This window comes from Sphingopyxis sp. J-6 (genome assembly GCF_046603995.1).
Classification (GTDB): Bacteria; Pseudomonadota; Alphaproteobacteria; order Sphingomonadales; family Sphingomonadaceae; genus Sphingopyxis.
In genome coordinates this window covers 602,388-617,187 of record NZ_CP145810.1, presented here as the reverse complement: position 1 = coordinate 617,187, position 14,800 = coordinate 602,388, and the positions used below count along the sequence as shown (strand labels likewise).

At 65.1% G+C, this 14,800-nt stretch carries 18 protein-coding genes; 7 read left to right on the top strand and 11 right to left on the bottom strand.

The features are described 5' to 3' along the window. Positions 1 to 18 precede the first annotated feature (18 nt). Positions 19 to 1,176 (bottom strand): serine hydrolase domain-containing protein, encoded by a 1,158-nt coding sequence (locus V6U71_RS03110; RefSeq protein ID WP_411340961.1) that lies wholly within the window; start codon positions 1,174 to 1,176, stop codon positions 19 to 21. Here V6U71_RS03110 and V6U71_RS03105 point away from each other — a divergent pair. After that, positions 1,175 to 1,615 (top strand): hypothetical protein, encoded by a 441-nt coding sequence (locus V6U71_RS03105; RefSeq protein ID WP_411340960.1) that lies wholly within the window; start codon positions 1,175 to 1,177, stop codon positions 1,613 to 1,615. The two genes, V6U71_RS03110 and V6U71_RS03105, sit on opposite strands and share 2 nt — an antisense overlap. Here V6U71_RS03105 and V6U71_RS03100 read toward each other — a convergent pair. Further along, complete coding sequence (locus V6U71_RS03100) at positions 1,599 to 1,856, bottom strand: hypothetical protein (RefSeq protein ID WP_411340959.1); 258 nt, start codon at positions 1,854 to 1,856, stop codon at positions 1,599 to 1,601. The two genes, V6U71_RS03105 and V6U71_RS03100, sit on opposite strands and share 17 nt — an antisense overlap. A 3-nt stretch (positions 1,857 to 1,859) precedes the next feature. After that, a complete protein-coding gene (locus tag V6U71_RS03095; RefSeq protein ID WP_411340958.1) occupies positions 1,860 to 2,618 on the bottom strand; it encodes an AraC family transcriptional regulator in 759 nt (252 codons plus the stop codon). 313 nt (positions 2,619 to 2,931) lie between these two features. Here V6U71_RS03095 and V6U71_RS03090 point away from each other — a divergent pair, with 313 nt between their 5' ends. Next, positions 2,932 to 3,705 (top strand): SDR family oxidoreductase, encoded by a 774-nt coding sequence (locus tag V6U71_RS03090; protein ID WP_411340957.1) that lies wholly within the window; start codon positions 2,932 to 2,934, stop codon positions 3,703 to 3,705. 27 nt (positions 3,706 to 3,732) lie between these two features. Here the strand turns inward: V6U71_RS03090 and V6U71_RS03085 are convergent, their stop codons facing one another. The 5 genes from V6U71_RS03085 to V6U71_RS03065 all read right to left on the bottom strand — a co-directional run bounded on the left by V6U71_RS03085 (position 3,733) and on the right by V6U71_RS03065 (position 6,754). Further along, complete coding sequence (locus tag V6U71_RS03085; protein ID WP_411340956.1) at positions 3,733 to 4,656, bottom strand: alpha/beta fold hydrolase; 924 nt, start codon at positions 4,654 to 4,656, stop codon at positions 3,733 to 3,735. Positions 4,657 to 4,737: 81 nt separating this feature from the next. Continuing rightward, the gene (locus V6U71_RS03080; protein ID WP_411340955.1) at positions 4,738 to 5,190 is read right to left on the bottom strand and encodes a hypothetical protein; all 453 of its coding nucleotides are present in this window, start codon (positions 5,188 to 5,190) and stop codon (positions 4,738 to 4,740) included. After that, positions 5,187 to 6,071: a pirin family protein gene (locus V6U71_RS03075; RefSeq protein ID WP_411340954.1), complete on the bottom strand. Its 885-nt coding sequence runs from the start codon at positions 6,069 to 6,071 to the stop codon at positions 5,187 to 5,189. The genes V6U71_RS03080 and V6U71_RS03075 overlap by 4 nt, the downstream gene beginning before the upstream one ends. Positions 6,072 to 6,095: 24 nt before the next feature. Continuing rightward, complete coding sequence (locus V6U71_RS03070) at positions 6,096 to 6,464, bottom strand: DUF2200 domain-containing protein (RefSeq protein ID WP_411340953.1); 369 nt, start codon at positions 6,462 to 6,464, stop codon at positions 6,096 to 6,098. An 11-nt stretch (positions 6,465 to 6,475) separates the two neighbouring features. Continuing rightward, on the bottom strand, positions 6,476 to 6,754 hold the full coding sequence (locus V6U71_RS03065) for a BolA family protein (RefSeq protein ID WP_411340952.1): 279 nt from the start codon (positions 6,752 to 6,754) through the stop codon (positions 6,476 to 6,478). A gap of 28 nt (positions 6,755 to 6,782) precedes the next feature. Here V6U71_RS03065 and V6U71_RS03060 point away from each other — a divergent pair, with 28 nt between their 5' ends. The 3 genes from V6U71_RS03060 to cobS all read left to right on the top strand — a co-directional run bounded on the left by V6U71_RS03060 (position 6,783) and on the right by cobS (position 8,919). Further along, complete coding sequence (locus V6U71_RS03060; RefSeq protein ID WP_411340951.1) at positions 6,783 to 7,373, top strand: J domain-containing protein; 591 nt, start codon at positions 6,783 to 6,785, stop codon at positions 7,371 to 7,373. Between the two features lie 10 nt (positions 7,374 to 7,383). Beyond that, positions 7,384 to 7,821: an ester cyclase gene (locus tag V6U71_RS03055; protein WP_411340950.1), complete on the top strand. Its 438-nt coding sequence runs from the start codon at positions 7,384 to 7,386 to the stop codon at positions 7,819 to 7,821. A 108-nt stretch (positions 7,822 to 7,929) separates the two neighbouring features. Then, the gene (gene cobS, locus V6U71_RS03050; protein WP_054724858.1) at positions 7,930 to 8,919 is read left to right on the top strand and encodes a cobaltochelatase subunit CobS; all 990 of its coding nucleotides are present in this window, start codon (positions 7,930 to 7,932) and stop codon (positions 8,917 to 8,919) included. A gap of 4 nt (positions 8,920 to 8,923) precedes the next feature. Here cobS and V6U71_RS03045 read toward each other — a convergent pair whose 3' ends face one another. After that, positions 8,924 to 9,991, bottom strand: a complete 1,068-nt coding sequence (locus tag V6U71_RS03045) for a DUF5694 domain-containing protein (protein WP_411340949.1) — start codon at positions 9,989 to 9,991, stop codon at positions 8,924 to 8,926. A gap of 162 nt (positions 9,992 to 10,153) precedes the next feature. On the opposite strand from V6U71_RS03045, the gene V6U71_RS03040 reads away from it, so the two are divergent. Beyond that, positions 10,154 to 11,344 (top strand): alpha/beta hydrolase, encoded by a 1,191-nt coding sequence (locus V6U71_RS03040; RefSeq protein WP_411340948.1) that lies wholly within the window; start codon positions 10,154 to 10,156, stop codon positions 11,342 to 11,344. Between the two features lie 6 nt (positions 11,345 to 11,350). Here the strand turns inward: V6U71_RS03040 and V6U71_RS03035 are convergent, their stop codons facing one another. Together V6U71_RS03035 and V6U71_RS03030 are read right to left on the bottom strand one after the other, a co-directional pair. Next, entirely contained in the window at positions 11,351 to 11,485 is a 135-nt protein-coding gene (locus V6U71_RS03035) for a hypothetical protein (protein ID WP_257719781.1), read from the bottom strand. Further along, positions 11,482 to 12,678, bottom strand: a complete 1,197-nt coding sequence (locus V6U71_RS03030; protein WP_411340947.1) for an MFS transporter — start codon at positions 12,676 to 12,678, stop codon at positions 11,482 to 11,484. Before V6U71_RS03030 ends, V6U71_RS03035 begins: the two co-directional genes overlap by 4 nt. Before the next feature lie 228 nt (positions 12,679 to 12,906). Here V6U71_RS03030 and cobT point away from each other — a divergent pair, with 228 nt between their 5' ends. Next, a complete protein-coding gene (cobT, locus tag V6U71_RS03025; protein WP_411340946.1) occupies positions 12,907 to 14,730 on the top strand; it encodes a cobaltochelatase subunit CobT in 1,824 nt (607 codons plus the stop codon). Positions 14,731 to 14,800: the final 70 nt, after the last annotated feature.

Genomic DNA, 14,800 nt, shown 5'->3' with positions numbered 1-14,800 from the left:
GACGGGGCGACGATCGAATCAGAGCGCGGCCGTCAAATCCGCCAGATGCCGGCGCAGCGCGGGAAACTGGTCGTCGCGGGTAACGCCGAGGCGCACGATCGTCACCCGCTGCGACGGCGAAACGATGATATACTGACCCTGATGCCCGATGCAGGCGAACAGGTCGTTCGGCCCGCGATCGGGCCACAGCGCCGCGTCCGCGCCAGCCGGGCGGCGGCGATTGAGCCAGATATGCCCGCCATAGCCCGCGTCGTTCGCCGACGGCGACAGCATGAAATTCATCCAGGTTTCGGGTAGCAGCCGCTGGCCGTTCACGACGCCGTGATTGCGCAGAAACTCGCCGAACCTGGCATAGTCGCGCGCCGTCGCGTGCATGATCGACCCGCCGATCATGGTGCCCTTCGCGTCGAATTCGGGGGTCAGGCTGGTCATGCCAAGTGGTTCGGCAAGGCGTCCCTGAATAAACTCGCGCACCGCATCGCGCCGGGCCGCAGGATTTTGCGAAGGGGTCAGCGTGTCGGCCAATATGTCGGCGAGGATGACGCTGGTCGCCGAACTATAGTTGAAGACCTCGCCCGGCTGCGCCGCCGCAGGCTTGGCTTCGGCAAAGGCGGCCATGTCCCCCGCGCCGCCGCCGAACAGCATCGCGACCGTATCGCCATCCCAGACCGGATCGCCATTTTCGATATGCTCGAGCCCCGACGACATATGGAGAAGATGCTTGAGCGTGATCGCACCGCGCGGATCGCCGCTGCGCTGCCACGCCGCGACCGGGGCGGGGCCGTCGAGCGACAACTGCCCGTCGGAGACGAGGAAGCCGGTGAGCACGGCGGTAATGCTCTTTGCCATCGACCAGCTGATCAGCTTGCTGTCCGGTCCGAAGCCCGCACCATAGCGTTCGTAGATCGGTTCGCCGTCGCGGAGCACGTACAGCGCGCGGGTTTCCCCCACATCTTCCGCATCGACGAACAGCGCATCGGCGCGGGCCTTGATCGCGGGATCGAGGGCAGGAAGCGCCTGCGAGGCTTCGACCGGCGCGACATCGTCGAGCGACGCGCCGAGTCTCGGCGCGGGCGATGCGGGAGCAATGGCGCCCTGCCCCGCCGCGTGCGTCAGCGACCAGCCCCCCAGCATCACGAGCGCGGCACTTGCCAGCATGGCTTTTTTCGTGATCATGGCTGCGGTGACTAACACCAACCCACCGGGCACGGCAACGCCCGACCCAGTACCGCCTGCACCGACACCTTCGGCCCCGCCGCCAGAGGTGCCGAAGAAGCTGCGCGGCAAGCCGCGGCAGAGCCGCTGGGGTGGATGCCTGCCGTGGGTGCTGATCCTGCTCGCGCTGATGACGGTCTTCGCGATCTGGAAGTTCCCGTCGTTCAAGGCGCAGGCCGAACTCGGCTCCGCCTATGCCGCGCGAGTCGGCTGCTCGTGCCGCTATGTCCAGGGCCGCAGCCTCGAAAGCTGCCAGAGCGATTTCGAACCGGGGATGGAGATGGTCTCGCTGGCCGAAGACCCGGCGACAAAGACGATCACCGGCAGCGTGCCGCTGCTCGCTTCGCGCAGCGCGCGCTTTGCCGGCGCGAACGGCTGCCTGCTCAATCCTGCCGATTAGCGCCGAGACGCGCCGCCACCAACGCGATCGCGGCCGGAGCGCCGAAGACAAGCAAGCCGATCACCGCTTCCTCGGCCCAGCCGTAGCCCGCGTAGAGCACGCCGACGAGCAGGTTGCCGATCGACACGATCAGCCATAACGAGAGGAACAGACGGGTCGCACGCCGTGCGTCGCGGACGGCGAGGCGCAAGACGATCAGCAGGGCAAGCCCCGCGAGCAGCATGACAGCCGTGTGTGACATTCGTCAGGCCTCCCCCTCGGTCATGATAGCCGAAGCGGAGTTGCGGCGCCATTGCCCCGGCGACATGCCGAGCTTGCGACGAAACGCCGCGCACAGATGCGCATGACTGGAGAAGCCGGTAGCGAAAGCAATTTCGGCGACCGTCAGCGGCCGGTGCATCAGGAACCAGCATGCCCGACGGAGCCGCTGGTGCAGCACATATTGCGCCGGCGTACGCCCTGTCGCCCGCGTGAAATGGACGATCAGGCTATTCACCGACATGCCCGCACGCGCCGCCATCTCGAGCGACGTCAGCGGCGCTTCGAGTCGCGTCTGAATGAACGCCAGCAGATCATCGATCCGCCGTGCGATGGCGCGCGGCTCGGCCGGCGACGTCATGCCGCCCAAGGTTTCGGCAAGCATCGCGACCAGCGCATCGGCAGCTTCGGCGTCGCCCGCCGCCAGTGCGCGAACGAGCGCAGCCATCGCGGGAGCATGATGTCCGGCGAGCGCCCGCGCGGTTGGCGGAACGGCCAATCGTTCGGACGGAATTTCGACCTCGATATAACGCACGCCACCGCCCTGTGCCGTCGCGCGATAGCTGTGCCCGGCGGGCGCCAGCCATATCTCGCCCGGCAATGGATCGCCGAGCGACGTGCGGCGGCCATCGAGCCAGGTTTCCAGCCAGTGATAGCTTCCCGCCTCGTGCAGGATCAGCGCATGAACGTCGCGTTCGATCGTCCAGCTGGCAGGGCCCTCGATCCGCTTGACGATCGATGCCACCCTCAGTCCGCCCACTTCCATCGCGCGACTATGGCAAGTGTGGGAGAATCTGAAAGCCTGCAATATTGGTGGCTTTTATGGTTAACTCGCGCCTTCAATTCCCGACGTGGACTAGGGAATTGAGGCAAGGATTTGGTGGACCCCGTCCACCGGAAACCGACCCCTCCCGGCGGGCAGCGCCAACCCCGTTGCCCGCCACTTTTTCCGGTCACCGTTTTGCCATATCCTCGCAGGAGCCGCCTGCCTGGCTACGCTCGCGGTCCGGGTCAATCGCAAGGAAAGTTCTCCTTTCCTGATGTTCGGGAAGATGATCATGGCTGACCATAATATCGCAGGAAAAGCGGTTCTCATCGCCGGCGGCGGCAAGAACCTCGGCGGGTTGATTGCGCGCGACTTCGCCTTGCAGGGCGCGCGTGCCGTCTACGTCCACTACAACAGCGAAGCGTCGCGCGCGGAGGCCGAGGAAACGGTCGCCGCAGTCGAAGCGGCGGGCGCGAAGGGCCACGCCATGCAAGCCGATCTGACCTCGGCGAGCGCCATGGAAAAACTGTTCGCCAACGCGAAGGGCGCGATGGGCGGCATCGACATCGCGATCAACACGGTCGGCAAGGTGCTGAAAAAGCCGATGGTCGATATCAGCGAAGCTGAGTTCGACGCGATGAGCGCGGTCAATTCGAAATCGGCCTTTTTCTTCCTGAAGGAGGCCGGAAAGCATGTCAGCGACAATGGCAAAATCTGCACGCTCGTGACGTCGCTGCTCGGTGCCTATACGCCTTTCTACTCCAGCTATGCCGGCACCAAGGCACCAGTCGAACATTATACGCGCGCGGCATCGAAGGAATTCGGTGAGCGGGGCATTTCGGTAACCGCGATCGGACCGGGGCCGATGGACACGCCCTTCTTCTACCCGGCCGAAGGCGAAGATGCCGTCGCCTATCACAAGACCGCGGCGGCGCTTTCACCCTTTTCGAAGACCGGCCTGACCGACATCGAAGACATCGTGCCGTGGATCCGCTTCCTCGTTACCGACGGCTGGTGGATGACCGGTCAGACCGTCCTCGTGAACGGCGGTTACACGACGAAATGACGGCGCCGGCCGGGCGCCGGTGCCGCGTCAGTTTCGCGCGAGAAAGTCATCCATCGCGGCATTGACGGCGTCCGGCGCCTCCCACGGCACGAAATGGCCGCATCCGGCGACCTCGACGATCGTGGCATCGGGAACCAGTTCTTCGATGCCGTCGAGGTTGCATGGCGGCAAAGCCACGTCGTCGAGCGCCCAGATGACCAGCGTCGGGATGGCAAGCTTCGGGAAGGGCGTCACAGGCGGCTCGGCATAGGGTTCGTCCATCGCCGGGACCGTGACTGCCGACCCGCGATACCAGTTGATCATCGCGCGGCACGTGTCGCGATCTTTCCAATCCTTGAGCGACCGGGCGATCTCGTCGGGCGGCTGGATGCCACCGCTCGGCACCTTGTCGGCGAAGGCGTGCGCGAGGAGGCCGGCGATGCCGTGCGCCTCGATGATCGCGTCGCTCGCGGGATCGCGAAAGGTGCGGATATACTGGCTCGCAGCGCGCTGGTCGGGGTTGGTCAACAGTAATTTCTGGAAGATCGCCGGGTGCGGGGCGTTGGCGATCACCGCGCGCGTCACGCGGCCCGACCATGCCGGAAACAGTCCGTCCGGCTGGCCGCCGAGCGCAACGCCCCACGCGATCGCGCCGCCCCAGTCGTGGCCGACGATCGTGAATGTCCCGACGCCCAGCGCATCGGCGAGCGCAAAGATGTCGGCGATCAGCTTGTCGCCGGAATAGGAAGCAGCATCCTGCGGCTTCGACGAGCCGCGATAGCCACGCTGATCGGGCGCGATACAGCGGAAGTGACCGGCAAAATGCGGGAGCTGGTAACGCCAGGTGCGGTGCGATTCGGGAAAGCCGTGGAGGAAGATCAGCGCGGGGGCGTCCTTTGGCCCCATATCGACGACGTCGAGTTCGATCCCGGTCGAAAGCGCCACCCGCCGCTGTTCGAAATCGCCGATCATATTCCGCTCCTTTTGGTTTCGTTTCAAAACCAATCTGGCGACGATCGCTCCGGCTGGCAAGCCGCAACGCCGAAGCGACCGCTATTCGGGCGGTGTCATGTTCGTTTCGTCGGTCGGCAGCGTCTTGAAGATCGGCCATTCGCGCATATCGCCGCCGCGGCTGCAGCGATACGATGCCAGCTCCCTCTCGCCGCGCATCACGATCAGCCCGCCATAATGGCTTTCGGGCGTCGAAGCCTCCTCGGTCATCCCCGCGCTCGGCGCGGACCAGTGGGCGTAGACGACATAATTATATTCGCCGTTCACGAAGCGAAGCGTCTGATCCTCGGCGCGCGGATAGAGCGTGCGGTGATAGAAAACGCGGTTGCTCGCGGCGTTGGCGACGAGGCGGAGTTCGGTCTTCGTCGCGGTGCCGTATTGATAGATCAGTGCATTGCCGGCTTCGGCAACAACCAACTGCTTCGCCCCGAAACTGCACGCAAATATCGGCTCGGGCGGCGGCGGCGTCATCGCCAGCGCGAGCAGCAGGCTCATGGATAGCTCACGGTCTTCGGCACTTCGGGAAGCGGGATGAACTCCTCGCTGTCACCGGGGACGAGCGGGAATTTGCCTTCCTTCCAGTCGTGCTTCGCCTGATTGATCCGGTCGCGCGACGAGCTGACGAAATTCCACCAGACATGCCGCGGCGTCGCGAAAGCCTCGCCGCCGAGCAGCATCACCCGCGCATCGCTGTCGGCGCGCAGCGTCATCGCCTGCCCCGGTTTCAATATATAGAGGCTGTAACGGTCGAGCGCCTCGCCATCGAGGCTGGCGTCGCCGAGCGCGACGAGCACGGCGCGCTCGTCGGCTTCGGCCTCGATCGGGATCGACGCGCCGGCATTCATCAATATATCGGCATAGATGGTCGCCGCATGCTGGGTGATCGGCGAGGTCGCACCCCACAGGCTGCCCATGATGACACGCGCCGAGAGGCCGCCATCCTCGATCAGCGGCAAATCGTCCTTCGCGACATGCTCGAATGCGGCGTCGATCTCTTCCTTGCCGTCGGGCAGCGCAAGCCAGGTCTGCATTCCCGAGATCGGCGATCCGGTCGCACGCTCGGCGGCGGGCGTGCGTTCCGAATGGACGATACCGCTGCCCGCGGTCATCAGATTGCACGCGCCGGGGCGGATCGTCGCATAGGTGCCGAGGTTGTCACGATGATCGATCGCACCCTCGAACAGATAGGTCACCGTCGCGAGGTTGATATGCGGATGCGGGCGCACGTCCATACCCTTGCCGATGTCGAAATGCGCCGGGCCGAACTGGTCGACGAAAATGAACGGCCCGACCATCGTCCGCGCCTTGTTGGGCAGTGTCCGCCGCACCTCGAAGGCGCCGAGATCGTGGGTCGAGGGGGTGATGATATCGAACATCGGCTATCCTTCTGAAATGGTTGCTCAGGGCTTGCCGGGATCGGCGGCGCGCAGGATTTTCTCCATCGCTTTGCCCTTTGCGAGTTCATCGATCAGCTTGTCGAGATAACGGATCTCGCGCATCAGCGGTTCGGCGATCTCTTCGACGCGAATGCCGCAGATAACGCCCCTGATCTGGTCGCGCGCCGCATTCATCGCCGGCGCGTCGTCGAAAAAGCCCCTGAGATCGGTCTTGGCGGCAATCTGATCTTCGAGTTGCTGCTGGCTGTATCCGGTGAGCCAGCGGATGATCTCGTCGACCTCAGCCTTGGTGCGCCCCTTGCGCTCGGCCTTGGTCACATAGTGCGGATAGACGCTCGCAAAGCTGTATTTATAGACACGATGCTCGTCCACGTGCGCTCCTCCTACTCGCCCGGCGCCGTCGCCTTGATCGCGAGCGCATGGACGCGCTGCCCCGGGAGGTCACCGAGCGCCTTGTTCACCGCGCGCTGGCGTGCGACGCGATTCTGCCCTGCGAATCCCGGCCATTCGATGGCGAGGCTGAAATGCGATTCGCCCGATCCGTCATCGCCGGAATGGCCGTGATGGCTGGCGCTGTCGTTGCTGAGGATGAATTTCGCTTCGGGAAAAGCCGCCGTCAGCAGCTCCTCCATCTCGCGTTGCACTGGACCTTTTTCGCTCATGCCCCCATGTTGGGGAGGAAAGAACCGCATGACAAGCCCCAGGTCCAACCGATTCCACGGCCGCGTCCCGCGCGAAGCCGCTTGCGCCGTTCCCGGCTGCGACGAGCCCGGCGAATTTCGCGCCCCCGCCTCGCCGCACCGCTCGCCCGATGGGCCGCCGCCGTACCGCTGGCTGTGCCTCGACCATGTGCGCGAGCATAATGCGGGCTATAATTATTTCGACGGCATGACCGCCGACCAGATCATGGCGGCGCAGTCGCCGACCGCCGGCTGGGAAACCGAAAGCCGCGCCTTTCGCGCCGCGGGCAGCGCCGACCTGCCGCCCCGCTGGGCCGATTTCAGGGACCCGCTGGACGCATTGGGCGCGCGTTTCCGCCAGCGCATGGACGAGGCACGGCGCGAGGCCGCCAATCCCGGCCTGTCGCGCGAAGAACATGACGCGATGCAGCTCCTTGGCCTGCCTGCCGACGCCGACCGCGCCGCCCTCCGCCGTCGCTACAGCGAACTCGTTCGCAAATATCATCCCGACCGGAATGGCGGCGATCGCAGTTTCGAAATGCGGCTGGGCGAGGTGGTCCAGGCGTATCAATTGCTGCGCAAGACGAAGGCCTTTGCATAGGAGAGGAACGATGACCGATCTCGATGAGGCAAGGATCGAAGTGGTGCGCCGGCACATGGCGCTCGAGATCACGCACGACTGGGACGGCGTTCTCGCGACCTTCGAGCATCCGCGCTACGAACTGATGGGCCCGGGCACCGTCTTCGACGGCGAGACGGCAGTCCGGTCCTATTTCGCTTCGTCGCGCGAGCCATTTCCCGATCAGGCGAACGAAGTCATCGCGATCGCCGCCGATGCCGATACCGACACGGTGCTGGTCGAATTCTGGCTGACCGGCACCCACCTCGGCCCGCTGCGCCTCGGCGTGCGGACGATCGAGCCGACCGGCAAGGCGTTCCGTATCCGCATGGCGGCGAGCTTCCAGTTCGCACCCGGCAGCGACAAGATCGTCTGCGAACGTCCCTATTACGACCAGTCGGCAGTGATGAAGGCGCTGGGTCTCCTGTAGGAAATCGCCACGAAAGGCGTTGCAAGCCGCAACCCATGGCGATACCGCGACAGCCGAAGCGCCGCCCGGCGGCGACTCTCTCCCGTACGCACTCGCTGGACCTTTGCCATGACCGATATTCCGAACAGCCTTCCCGACCACCACGGCTCGACGCTCCTTTCGGCGCCCGACACCGAGGTCGATGCGCGCGAGGTGTTCGGTGTCGATATCGACATGAAGGTCCCGGCGTTCAGCGAGGCCGACGAGCGCGTCCCCGACCTCGATCCCGCCTATGTCTTCGACGGCGATACGACGCTCGCGATCCTCGCGGGCTTCAAATACAACCGCCGCGTGATGGTGCAGGGCTATCATGGCACCGGCAAGTCGACCCACATCGAACAGGTCGCAGCGCGGCTCAAATGGCCGTGCATCCGCGTCAACCTCGACGCGCATATCAGCCGTATCGACCTCGTCGGCCGCGATGCGATCGTGCTGAAGGACGGTCAGCAGGTTACCGAATTCCGCGAAGGCCTGCTCCCTTGGGCGCTACAGACCCCGACCGCGCTCGTCTTCGACGAATATGACGCCGGCCGTCCCGACGTGATGTTCGTCATCCAGCGGGTGCTCGAGACCGAGGGCAAGCTGACCCTGCTCGACCAGAACCGGGTCATTCGCCCGAACCCGCATTTCCGCCTGTTCTCGACCGCGAACACCGTCGGGCTCGGCGACACGAGCGGGCTCTATCACGGGACGCAGCAGATCAACCAGGGTCAGATGGACCGCTGGAACATCGTCGTCACGCTCAACTATCTGCCCGCGGCGACCGAAAGCGCGATCATTCTCGCCAAGGTGCCGAACACCGACGAGACGACCGTCGCCAATATGGTGAAGGTCGCCGATCTGACCCGCCAGGGCTTCATCAACGGCGACATCTCGACCGTCATGTCGCCGCGCACGGTGATCAGCTGGGCGCAGAATGCCGCGATCTTCAACAATCTCGGCTTCGCCTTCCGCCTCACCTTCCTCAACAAGTGCGACGAGGCCGAGCGGATGATCGTCGCCGAATATTATCAGCGCGTGTTCGGCGAAGACCTGCCCGAAAGCGTGATCGGCAAATAACCGGTTACTTCAATATTGTCTCGGCGTCGACCAGCCGGACGTCGTGCATCATGGCGAGATAGGCCTCGAAATAGCCCTTGTGCGACGCGCCGACGATTGCGAGCGTGCGCGTCCCGGGCCGCTCCGCCATCGCGGCGCGGACATTGGCGACCATGCGCAGGTTTCGCACTTCCCACCAGCCCGTGTAGCGGCGTCCGTAATTTTGCGGGGTGGCATCGGCGAGCGCGGGACCGAAATCGGTGTCGAAGGCGAGGCGCATCGTCGAAGGGCGATTATAGAAGCGATAGAGCGCCATCACCCCGTCGCCATCGAGCTTTGCCTCCAGCGCCTTTTCGGCGGCGATCCGGTCCTTGAGCTGCGGTGTTTCCCATATCCGCTGCATCGCCGCGCCATAGCCCGGATCCTTGTCGAGCGAGGCGGTGGTCGCATCGGCGCTGTGGTCGTCGGTCGCATAGACGCGTTCGAGGCCCAATCGCGCGGCGAGCACCGACCCGATGAGGAAATTCTCGTTGCGACGCGTCCGCAGCTTTTCGAGCGCCGCGACGAGCGTGTCGTCGAGGCCATCGCCGGCGCGGCGTTCGTCTGCGGGAAGCCGCAGCCACTGGACAAGCGCAGAGGCAGGTTCACCGCCGGCGAGGAACAGTCCCGCAAGGCGGCGGCGATCGCCCGGCGCGGGCTGCACGGGCCAGGCGGCCAGCAGACGCTCGGCCTCGACCGTTGCTGCCACCATATCGAGACCGATCACCTGCTGCGCGGGCGCGGGATCCCAGCAATAATCCGCAGCGCCCGGATAGAGCGGCTTGTAGCGCATGAGCAGCTCGCAATCGCGGCCCGACAATCCCTCGATCGCGATGATCTCCGGCTTCCACGCCGCAAGCCGCTCCAGCAGCGGCTCGAGGCTTTCGGGAGCGAAACTGTCGGGCAGGCCCGAAAGATGCGGCGTGCCGAGGACGAGCGCTTCGCCGACGTCGCCCGCCACCCCCGCCTTGAGGTCGCGAGGATCGAAAGCCGGTTCATAGGGCGGCGGCGGGCTGGCGGCGGTGACCAGCAGCAGGGCGGCGAACAGCGACATGGACATCTCCCCCAAACCGGCGTCTGCGCGGCGCCTGCCGTCTCTCGATAAGCGAAGTGTGTTATTCGATCAATACTCCTTGACGCCGCAATTTTCGCCTTCCAAAGGCGATATTCTCCTGCCAGCATCGCGCGACGCGCCGGACCGAAGATGGAAGCCGCCATGCGAACGACGCCCTTTCTTGCGATCCTGACCGCGCTGCTGCTCGGCGGCTGCATCACTCCGGTCGACTATGGCAAGGTTCGCCACGCCGATTATGTCGCCGATCCGCGCTGCACCGCGCAGCCCGGCGCCGCAGTCGATGGCGAAGCGCTGCCTTTGTTCTTCGCGACGAGCCGCCTGCCCGACTGCCGCACTGCCGATATCCGCCTGCTGCAATATCGCGGTGACCGGGTCCGTTACGGCCGCTTCGCACCGCCGCGCGATGTCGAGATCGACAAGAAGAAGCTGTTCCTGACCCCGCTCGCCTTTCAGGCCGACGCCGACTGGTGGGCGGCGCTGCGCGCCGAGACCGACCGGCGGCAGGGCCGTGTCCTGCTCTACGTCCACGGCTATCGCGAGAATTTCGAGACGACGACGAAGGATGCCGCACAGATCGCTCGAATGACCGGCTTCGACGGTCCGGTGATCGCCTATAGCTGGCCGTCGCAGCACAAGGTGCTCGGCTATGTCGTCGACGAAACCAACATGTACCACGACGTGCGCAATTTCCGCGTCTTCCTGAAATCGCTCGCCGAACAAAGCTGGGTGAAGGAAATCGTCATCGTCTCGCACTCGCTCGGCGCGCGGCTGGTGATCCCCGCGATCTCCTATGTCGACCGGACGTCGAGCAGCGCCGACAGCAGCAATATCTCGAACATCATTCTCGCCTCGCCCGACATCGACCGCGAAACGTTCGAGCGCGATATCGAGGAAGAGGTGTTGTCGGCGCGACGCGTCGCGCGCGACCGGCGGATCACCGTCTACGTCTCGCGCGCCGACAAGGCGCTTGCGGCGTCGCGCGCGCTGCACGGCTATCCGCGCCTCGGCTCGCCCTATTGCTTCGACCCGTTCGAGGCGGCCGACCTGAAAACCAAGGGATTGCCCGAACGCTGCTATCCGGTCGCGATTTCGGGAATGACCGTCGTCGACACGACCGACGTATCGCGCGGCTCGACGGGGCACAGCAATTTCCTGCGCAGCGCGGTCGCATGCCGCGATTTCATCGACGTCGTTGCGGGCAAGCGGACTCGACCCGAACGGGTGGCGACGCAGCTTGGCCACGTCTTCCGGTTGCTGCCCGACCCAGCGAACCCCAAGCCCGAAGACGATCTGATCTGCAACCGCATCGCCGGCGGCTCCGAAAGCGAATAGGCGCGGTCAGCCGAAACCGCAGAGGACCGCGAAATCGGCGAGCCAGACCACTGGCCCCTCGCCGGTCCACAGCCACAGCCCGCCAACGGCGATCAGGGCAAACAGGCCGAGCGCCACCCAGTCCTGCCGAGCGAGCTTCATGCCGGTTGCAGCCGTTTGACCGGCGCGTCGGCGATCGGCAGGTGGACGATCCCGGCGAACAGGCCGAGCGCGATCGCAAAGCCCCATGCGATATCGTAGCTGCCGGTGGCGTCGAAGATCAGCCCCGCCATCCACGCGCCGAAGAAGCTGCCGACCTGGTGGCTGAGGAACACGATCCCGTAGAGCATCGACAGATAGCGCACCCCGAAGATGCGCCCGACGATACCGCTGGTCAGCGGAACGGTGCCGAGCCACAGGAACCCCATCGCGCCCGCAAAAGCGAGCGCGGTCCAATGGGTCAGCGGCAGGAAGAGGAAGACGGCGATAACCGCCGAGCGCGCGACATACAGCGCCGAGAGCACATATTTCTGGCGCATGAAGTCGCCCGCGCGCCCGAACACATAGGAGCCGAGGATATTGAACAGGCCGACGAGCGCAAGCACCTGCGCCCCGATTTCGATGCCGAGCCCCTTGTCGTCGAGATAGGCGGGCAGATGCGTCGCGATAAAGGCGATATGGAAACCGCAGACGAAGAAGCCCGCGTTGAGCAGCCAATAACCACGGTGAACCGCAGCTTCGCGGAGTGCCTCGCGCGCCGTCTGTTCGACGGCAGCGCTGACGCCCGGATTGCTGTCGGTCCGGCCCGCAACGCCGATGGCGAGCAGGCCGCAAAGCGCCACCAGCCCCGCCATGATCCACAGCGTCTGGTGATAGCCGAGATCACCGAGCAACATCGAGGCGAGCGGCACGACAAGGAACTGCCCGAGCGAACCGCCTGCGGTGACCATACCGAAAGCGCTGCTGCGTTTTTCGGGGCTGACCACCCGCCCGACCGCGCCGAGCACCACGACGAAGGTCGTTGCCGACTGCGCCATGCCGATGAGAATCCCGAAGCTGATATGCAGCCCGATCGCATCGGTCGCAAAGGCCGCCCCGACCAGCCCGAGCGCATAGAGCAGCGCCCCGGCGAGCACGACGCGCCCGGCGCCATGCTTGTCGGCGAGTGCGCCGACGAACGGCTGGACAAGACCGAAGAGCAGATTCTGAAGCGCCATCGCGAGGCCGAAGTCGGAGCGGCTGATGCCGATATCGACGCTCATCTGCGGCAGGAACAGGCCGAAGCTCTGCCGCACGCCCATCGCCAGCGTGACGATGAAGGCGGCGCAGAGGATGACGATCCACGGCTTTTTCATGGGAGAGACGGTGGGGGAGACCATAGGTTGCCGGATGCAACCCTTGCGACGTCGGGTCAAGCGAGCATAGCTATCGCCCGAGCTACACCCACTTCGTCACCCCGGACTTGATCCGGGTCCATTTCACCGGTGAAGCTGTGAACCTTGGATCAAGTCCCGGGTGACGATTGTAACAAGCGCTGCCTCATCCTCTTCCTTCGCGCCGCAAAGCTGGTTAGAGCCGACTCGATGTCTGCCTCCTCACCCCTCGACGATCTGAAAGCCGCGCTGTCGAGCGTCGCGCGTGCGGTTACCCGCGATGCCGAGGTCGAGGTCGGGTTTACCGCCGACGCGCCCGCACAGATCGGCAAGGCGATCAAGGTGCCGACGCCGTCGCGCACCCTGCCCGCCGAACAGGTCGCCGAAGCGCGCGGCTTTGCCGACAGCTATGCCTTGCGGATGAAGCATCACAGCGAGAAGCTGCACGCCGCCGCACGGCCGGCCGAACCGCTTGCCGCCGCCGCTTTCGACGCGATGGAACGCGCGCGGATCGAGGCCCTGGGCGCGCGCCACATGGACGGGATGCGCGGCAATCTGTCGGCCGCGCTGACGATGCGGATGCGCTCGGACCCGATCAGCCGCGCGCAAAACCGCGACGAAGTACCGGTGTCGAGCGCGCTCGAACTGATGCTGCGCGAGGCGCTGACCGGCGAACAGGCGCCGCAGGGCACCGAAACCGGCCTGTCGCTGGTCCGCGAATGGATCGCCAAGGACGCCGGCGCAGATATTACCGCCCTGTCGATGCTGCTCGACGATCAGGCCGCGTTCGCCGAGACCGCAAAGCTCGCTCTCCGCCACCTCGACCTCATCTACGGCGACGAGCCCATGGAAGAGGGCGCCGAGGACGGCGGTGACGAGGATCAGTCCGAAGCCGAGGAATCGCCCGAGGAACAGGAAAGCGAAGAGGGCGGCGCCGGGGAAAGCCAGGTCGATGCGCGCGCCGAAATGGCGGGCGATCAGGCCGATGACGGCGACACCGATCCCGACGCGCAGGAAATGGAAGCCGACGGCGAACCCGAAATGGGCGGCGAAGGCGACGAGGGCATGCTGCCCGTCCGCCCCAACCGGCTGCCGACCGACGTTCCCGATTTCAACTATGTCCGCTTCACCGAGAAGCATGACGAGATCATCCTCGCCACCGAACTGTGCGACGCCGACGAACTGACGCGGCTCCGCGCCTATCTCGACCAGCAGATGGCGCATCTGCAGGGCGCGGTGACCAAGCTCGCCAACCGCCTCCAGCGCCGCCTGATGGCGCAGCAGAACCGGGCGTGGGATTTCGATCAGGAGGAAGGCCAGCTCGACGCGGCGCGGCTGGCGCGCGTCATCGTCTCGCCCGGCCATTCGCTCAGCTACAAGATCGAGCGCGATACCGATTTCCGCGATACCGTCGTCACGCTGCTCATCGACAATAGTGGCTCGATGCGCGGGCGGCCGATCAGCATCGCCGCGATCAGCGCCGACATTCTCGCGCGTACGCTCGAACGCTGCGGCGTGAAGACCGAAATCCTCGGCTTCACCACCCGCACATGGAAGGGCGGACAGAGCCGCGAGGACTGGCTCGCCGCAGGGCGCCCCGCCCATCCCGGCCGCCTCAACGACCTGCGCCATATCATCTACAAGCCCGCCGACGAGCCCTATCGCCGCGCCCGCAAGTCGCTCGGTCTGATGATGCGCGAGGGGCTGCTCAAGGAAAATATCGACGGCGAGGCGCTGATGTGGGCGCATCACCGAATCGTCAATCGCCCCGAGGAACGCCGCATCCTGATGGTGATTTCGGACGGCGCGCCGGTCGACGATTCGACGCTGTCGGTCAACCACGGCGCCTATCTCGACCAGCATCTGCGCCAAGTGATCGAATGGATCGAGAACCGCTCCCCGGTCGAGCTATGCGCGATCGGCATCGGCCACGACGTCACGCGCTATTACAGCCGCGCGGTGACGATCATGGACGCCGAACAATTGGGCGGGACGATGGTCGAGCAACTGGCAGGATTGTTCGACATCGATTGAGGCTGGGCGCCCGCTAAAATCCTGCTTGCCAACTAAAAATCCGGCGATAATCCTCCGCGTTGGGGGGAGG

Bases quoted from the DNA above. Each gene is read 5' to 3' on its own strand.
- V6U71_RS03105 (WP_411340960.1), top strand. From the start codon at position 1,175: ATGGCTGCGGTGACTAACACCAACCCACCGGGCACGGCAACGCCCGAC.
- V6U71_RS03110 (WP_411340961.1), bottom strand. From the start codon at position 1,176: ATGATCACGAAAAAAGCCATGCTGGCAAGTGCCGCGCTCGTGATGCTG.
- V6U71_RS03100 (WP_411340959.1), bottom strand. From the start codon at position 1,856: ATGTCACACACGGCTGTCATGCTGCTCGCGGGGCTTGCCCTGCTGATC.
- V6U71_RS03090 (WP_411340957.1), top strand. From the start codon at position 2,932: ATGGCTGACCATAATATCGCAGGAAAAGCGGTTCTCATCGCCGGCGGC.
- V6U71_RS03085 (WP_411340956.1), bottom strand. From the start codon at position 4,656: ATGATCGGCGATTTCGAACAGCGGCGGGTGGCGCTTTCGACCGGGATC.
- V6U71_RS03080 (WP_411340955.1), bottom strand. From the start codon at position 5,190: ATGAGCCTGCTGCTCGCGCTGGCGATGACGCCGCCGCCGCCCGAGCCG.
- V6U71_RS03075 (WP_411340954.1), bottom strand. From the start codon at position 6,071: ATGTTCGATATCATCACCCCCTCGACCCACGATCTCGGCGCCTTCGAG.
- V6U71_RS03065 (WP_411340952.1), bottom strand. From the start codon at position 6,754: ATGAGCGAAAAAGGTCCAGTGCAACGCGAGATGGAGGAGCTGCTGACG.
- V6U71_RS03060 (WP_411340951.1), top strand. From the start codon at position 6,783: ATGACAAGCCCCAGGTCCAACCGATTCCACGGCCGCGTCCCGCGCGAA.
- V6U71_RS03055 (WP_411340950.1), top strand. From the start codon at position 7,384: ATGACCGATCTCGATGAGGCAAGGATCGAAGTGGTGCGCCGGCACATG.
- cobS (WP_054724858.1), top strand. From the start codon at position 7,930: ATGACCGATATTCCGAACAGCCTTCCCGACCACCACGGCTCGACGCTC.
- V6U71_RS03045 (WP_411340949.1), bottom strand. From the start codon at position 9,991: ATGTCGCTGTTCGCCGCCCTGCTGCTGGTCACCGCCGCCAGCCCGCCG.
- V6U71_RS03040 (WP_411340948.1), top strand. From the start codon at position 10,154: ATGCGAACGACGCCCTTTCTTGCGATCCTGACCGCGCTGCTGCTCGGC.
- V6U71_RS03035 (WP_257719781.1), bottom strand. From the start codon at position 11,485: ATGAAGCTCGCTCGGCAGGACTGGGTGGCGCTCGGCCTGTTTGCCCTG.
- V6U71_RS03030 (WP_411340947.1), bottom strand. From the start codon at position 12,678: ATGAAAAAGCCGTGGATCGTCATCCTCTGCGCCGCCTTCATCGTCACG.
- cobT (WP_411340946.1), top strand. From the start codon at position 12,907: ATGTCTGCCTCCTCACCCCTCGACGATCTGAAAGCCGCGCTGTCGAGC.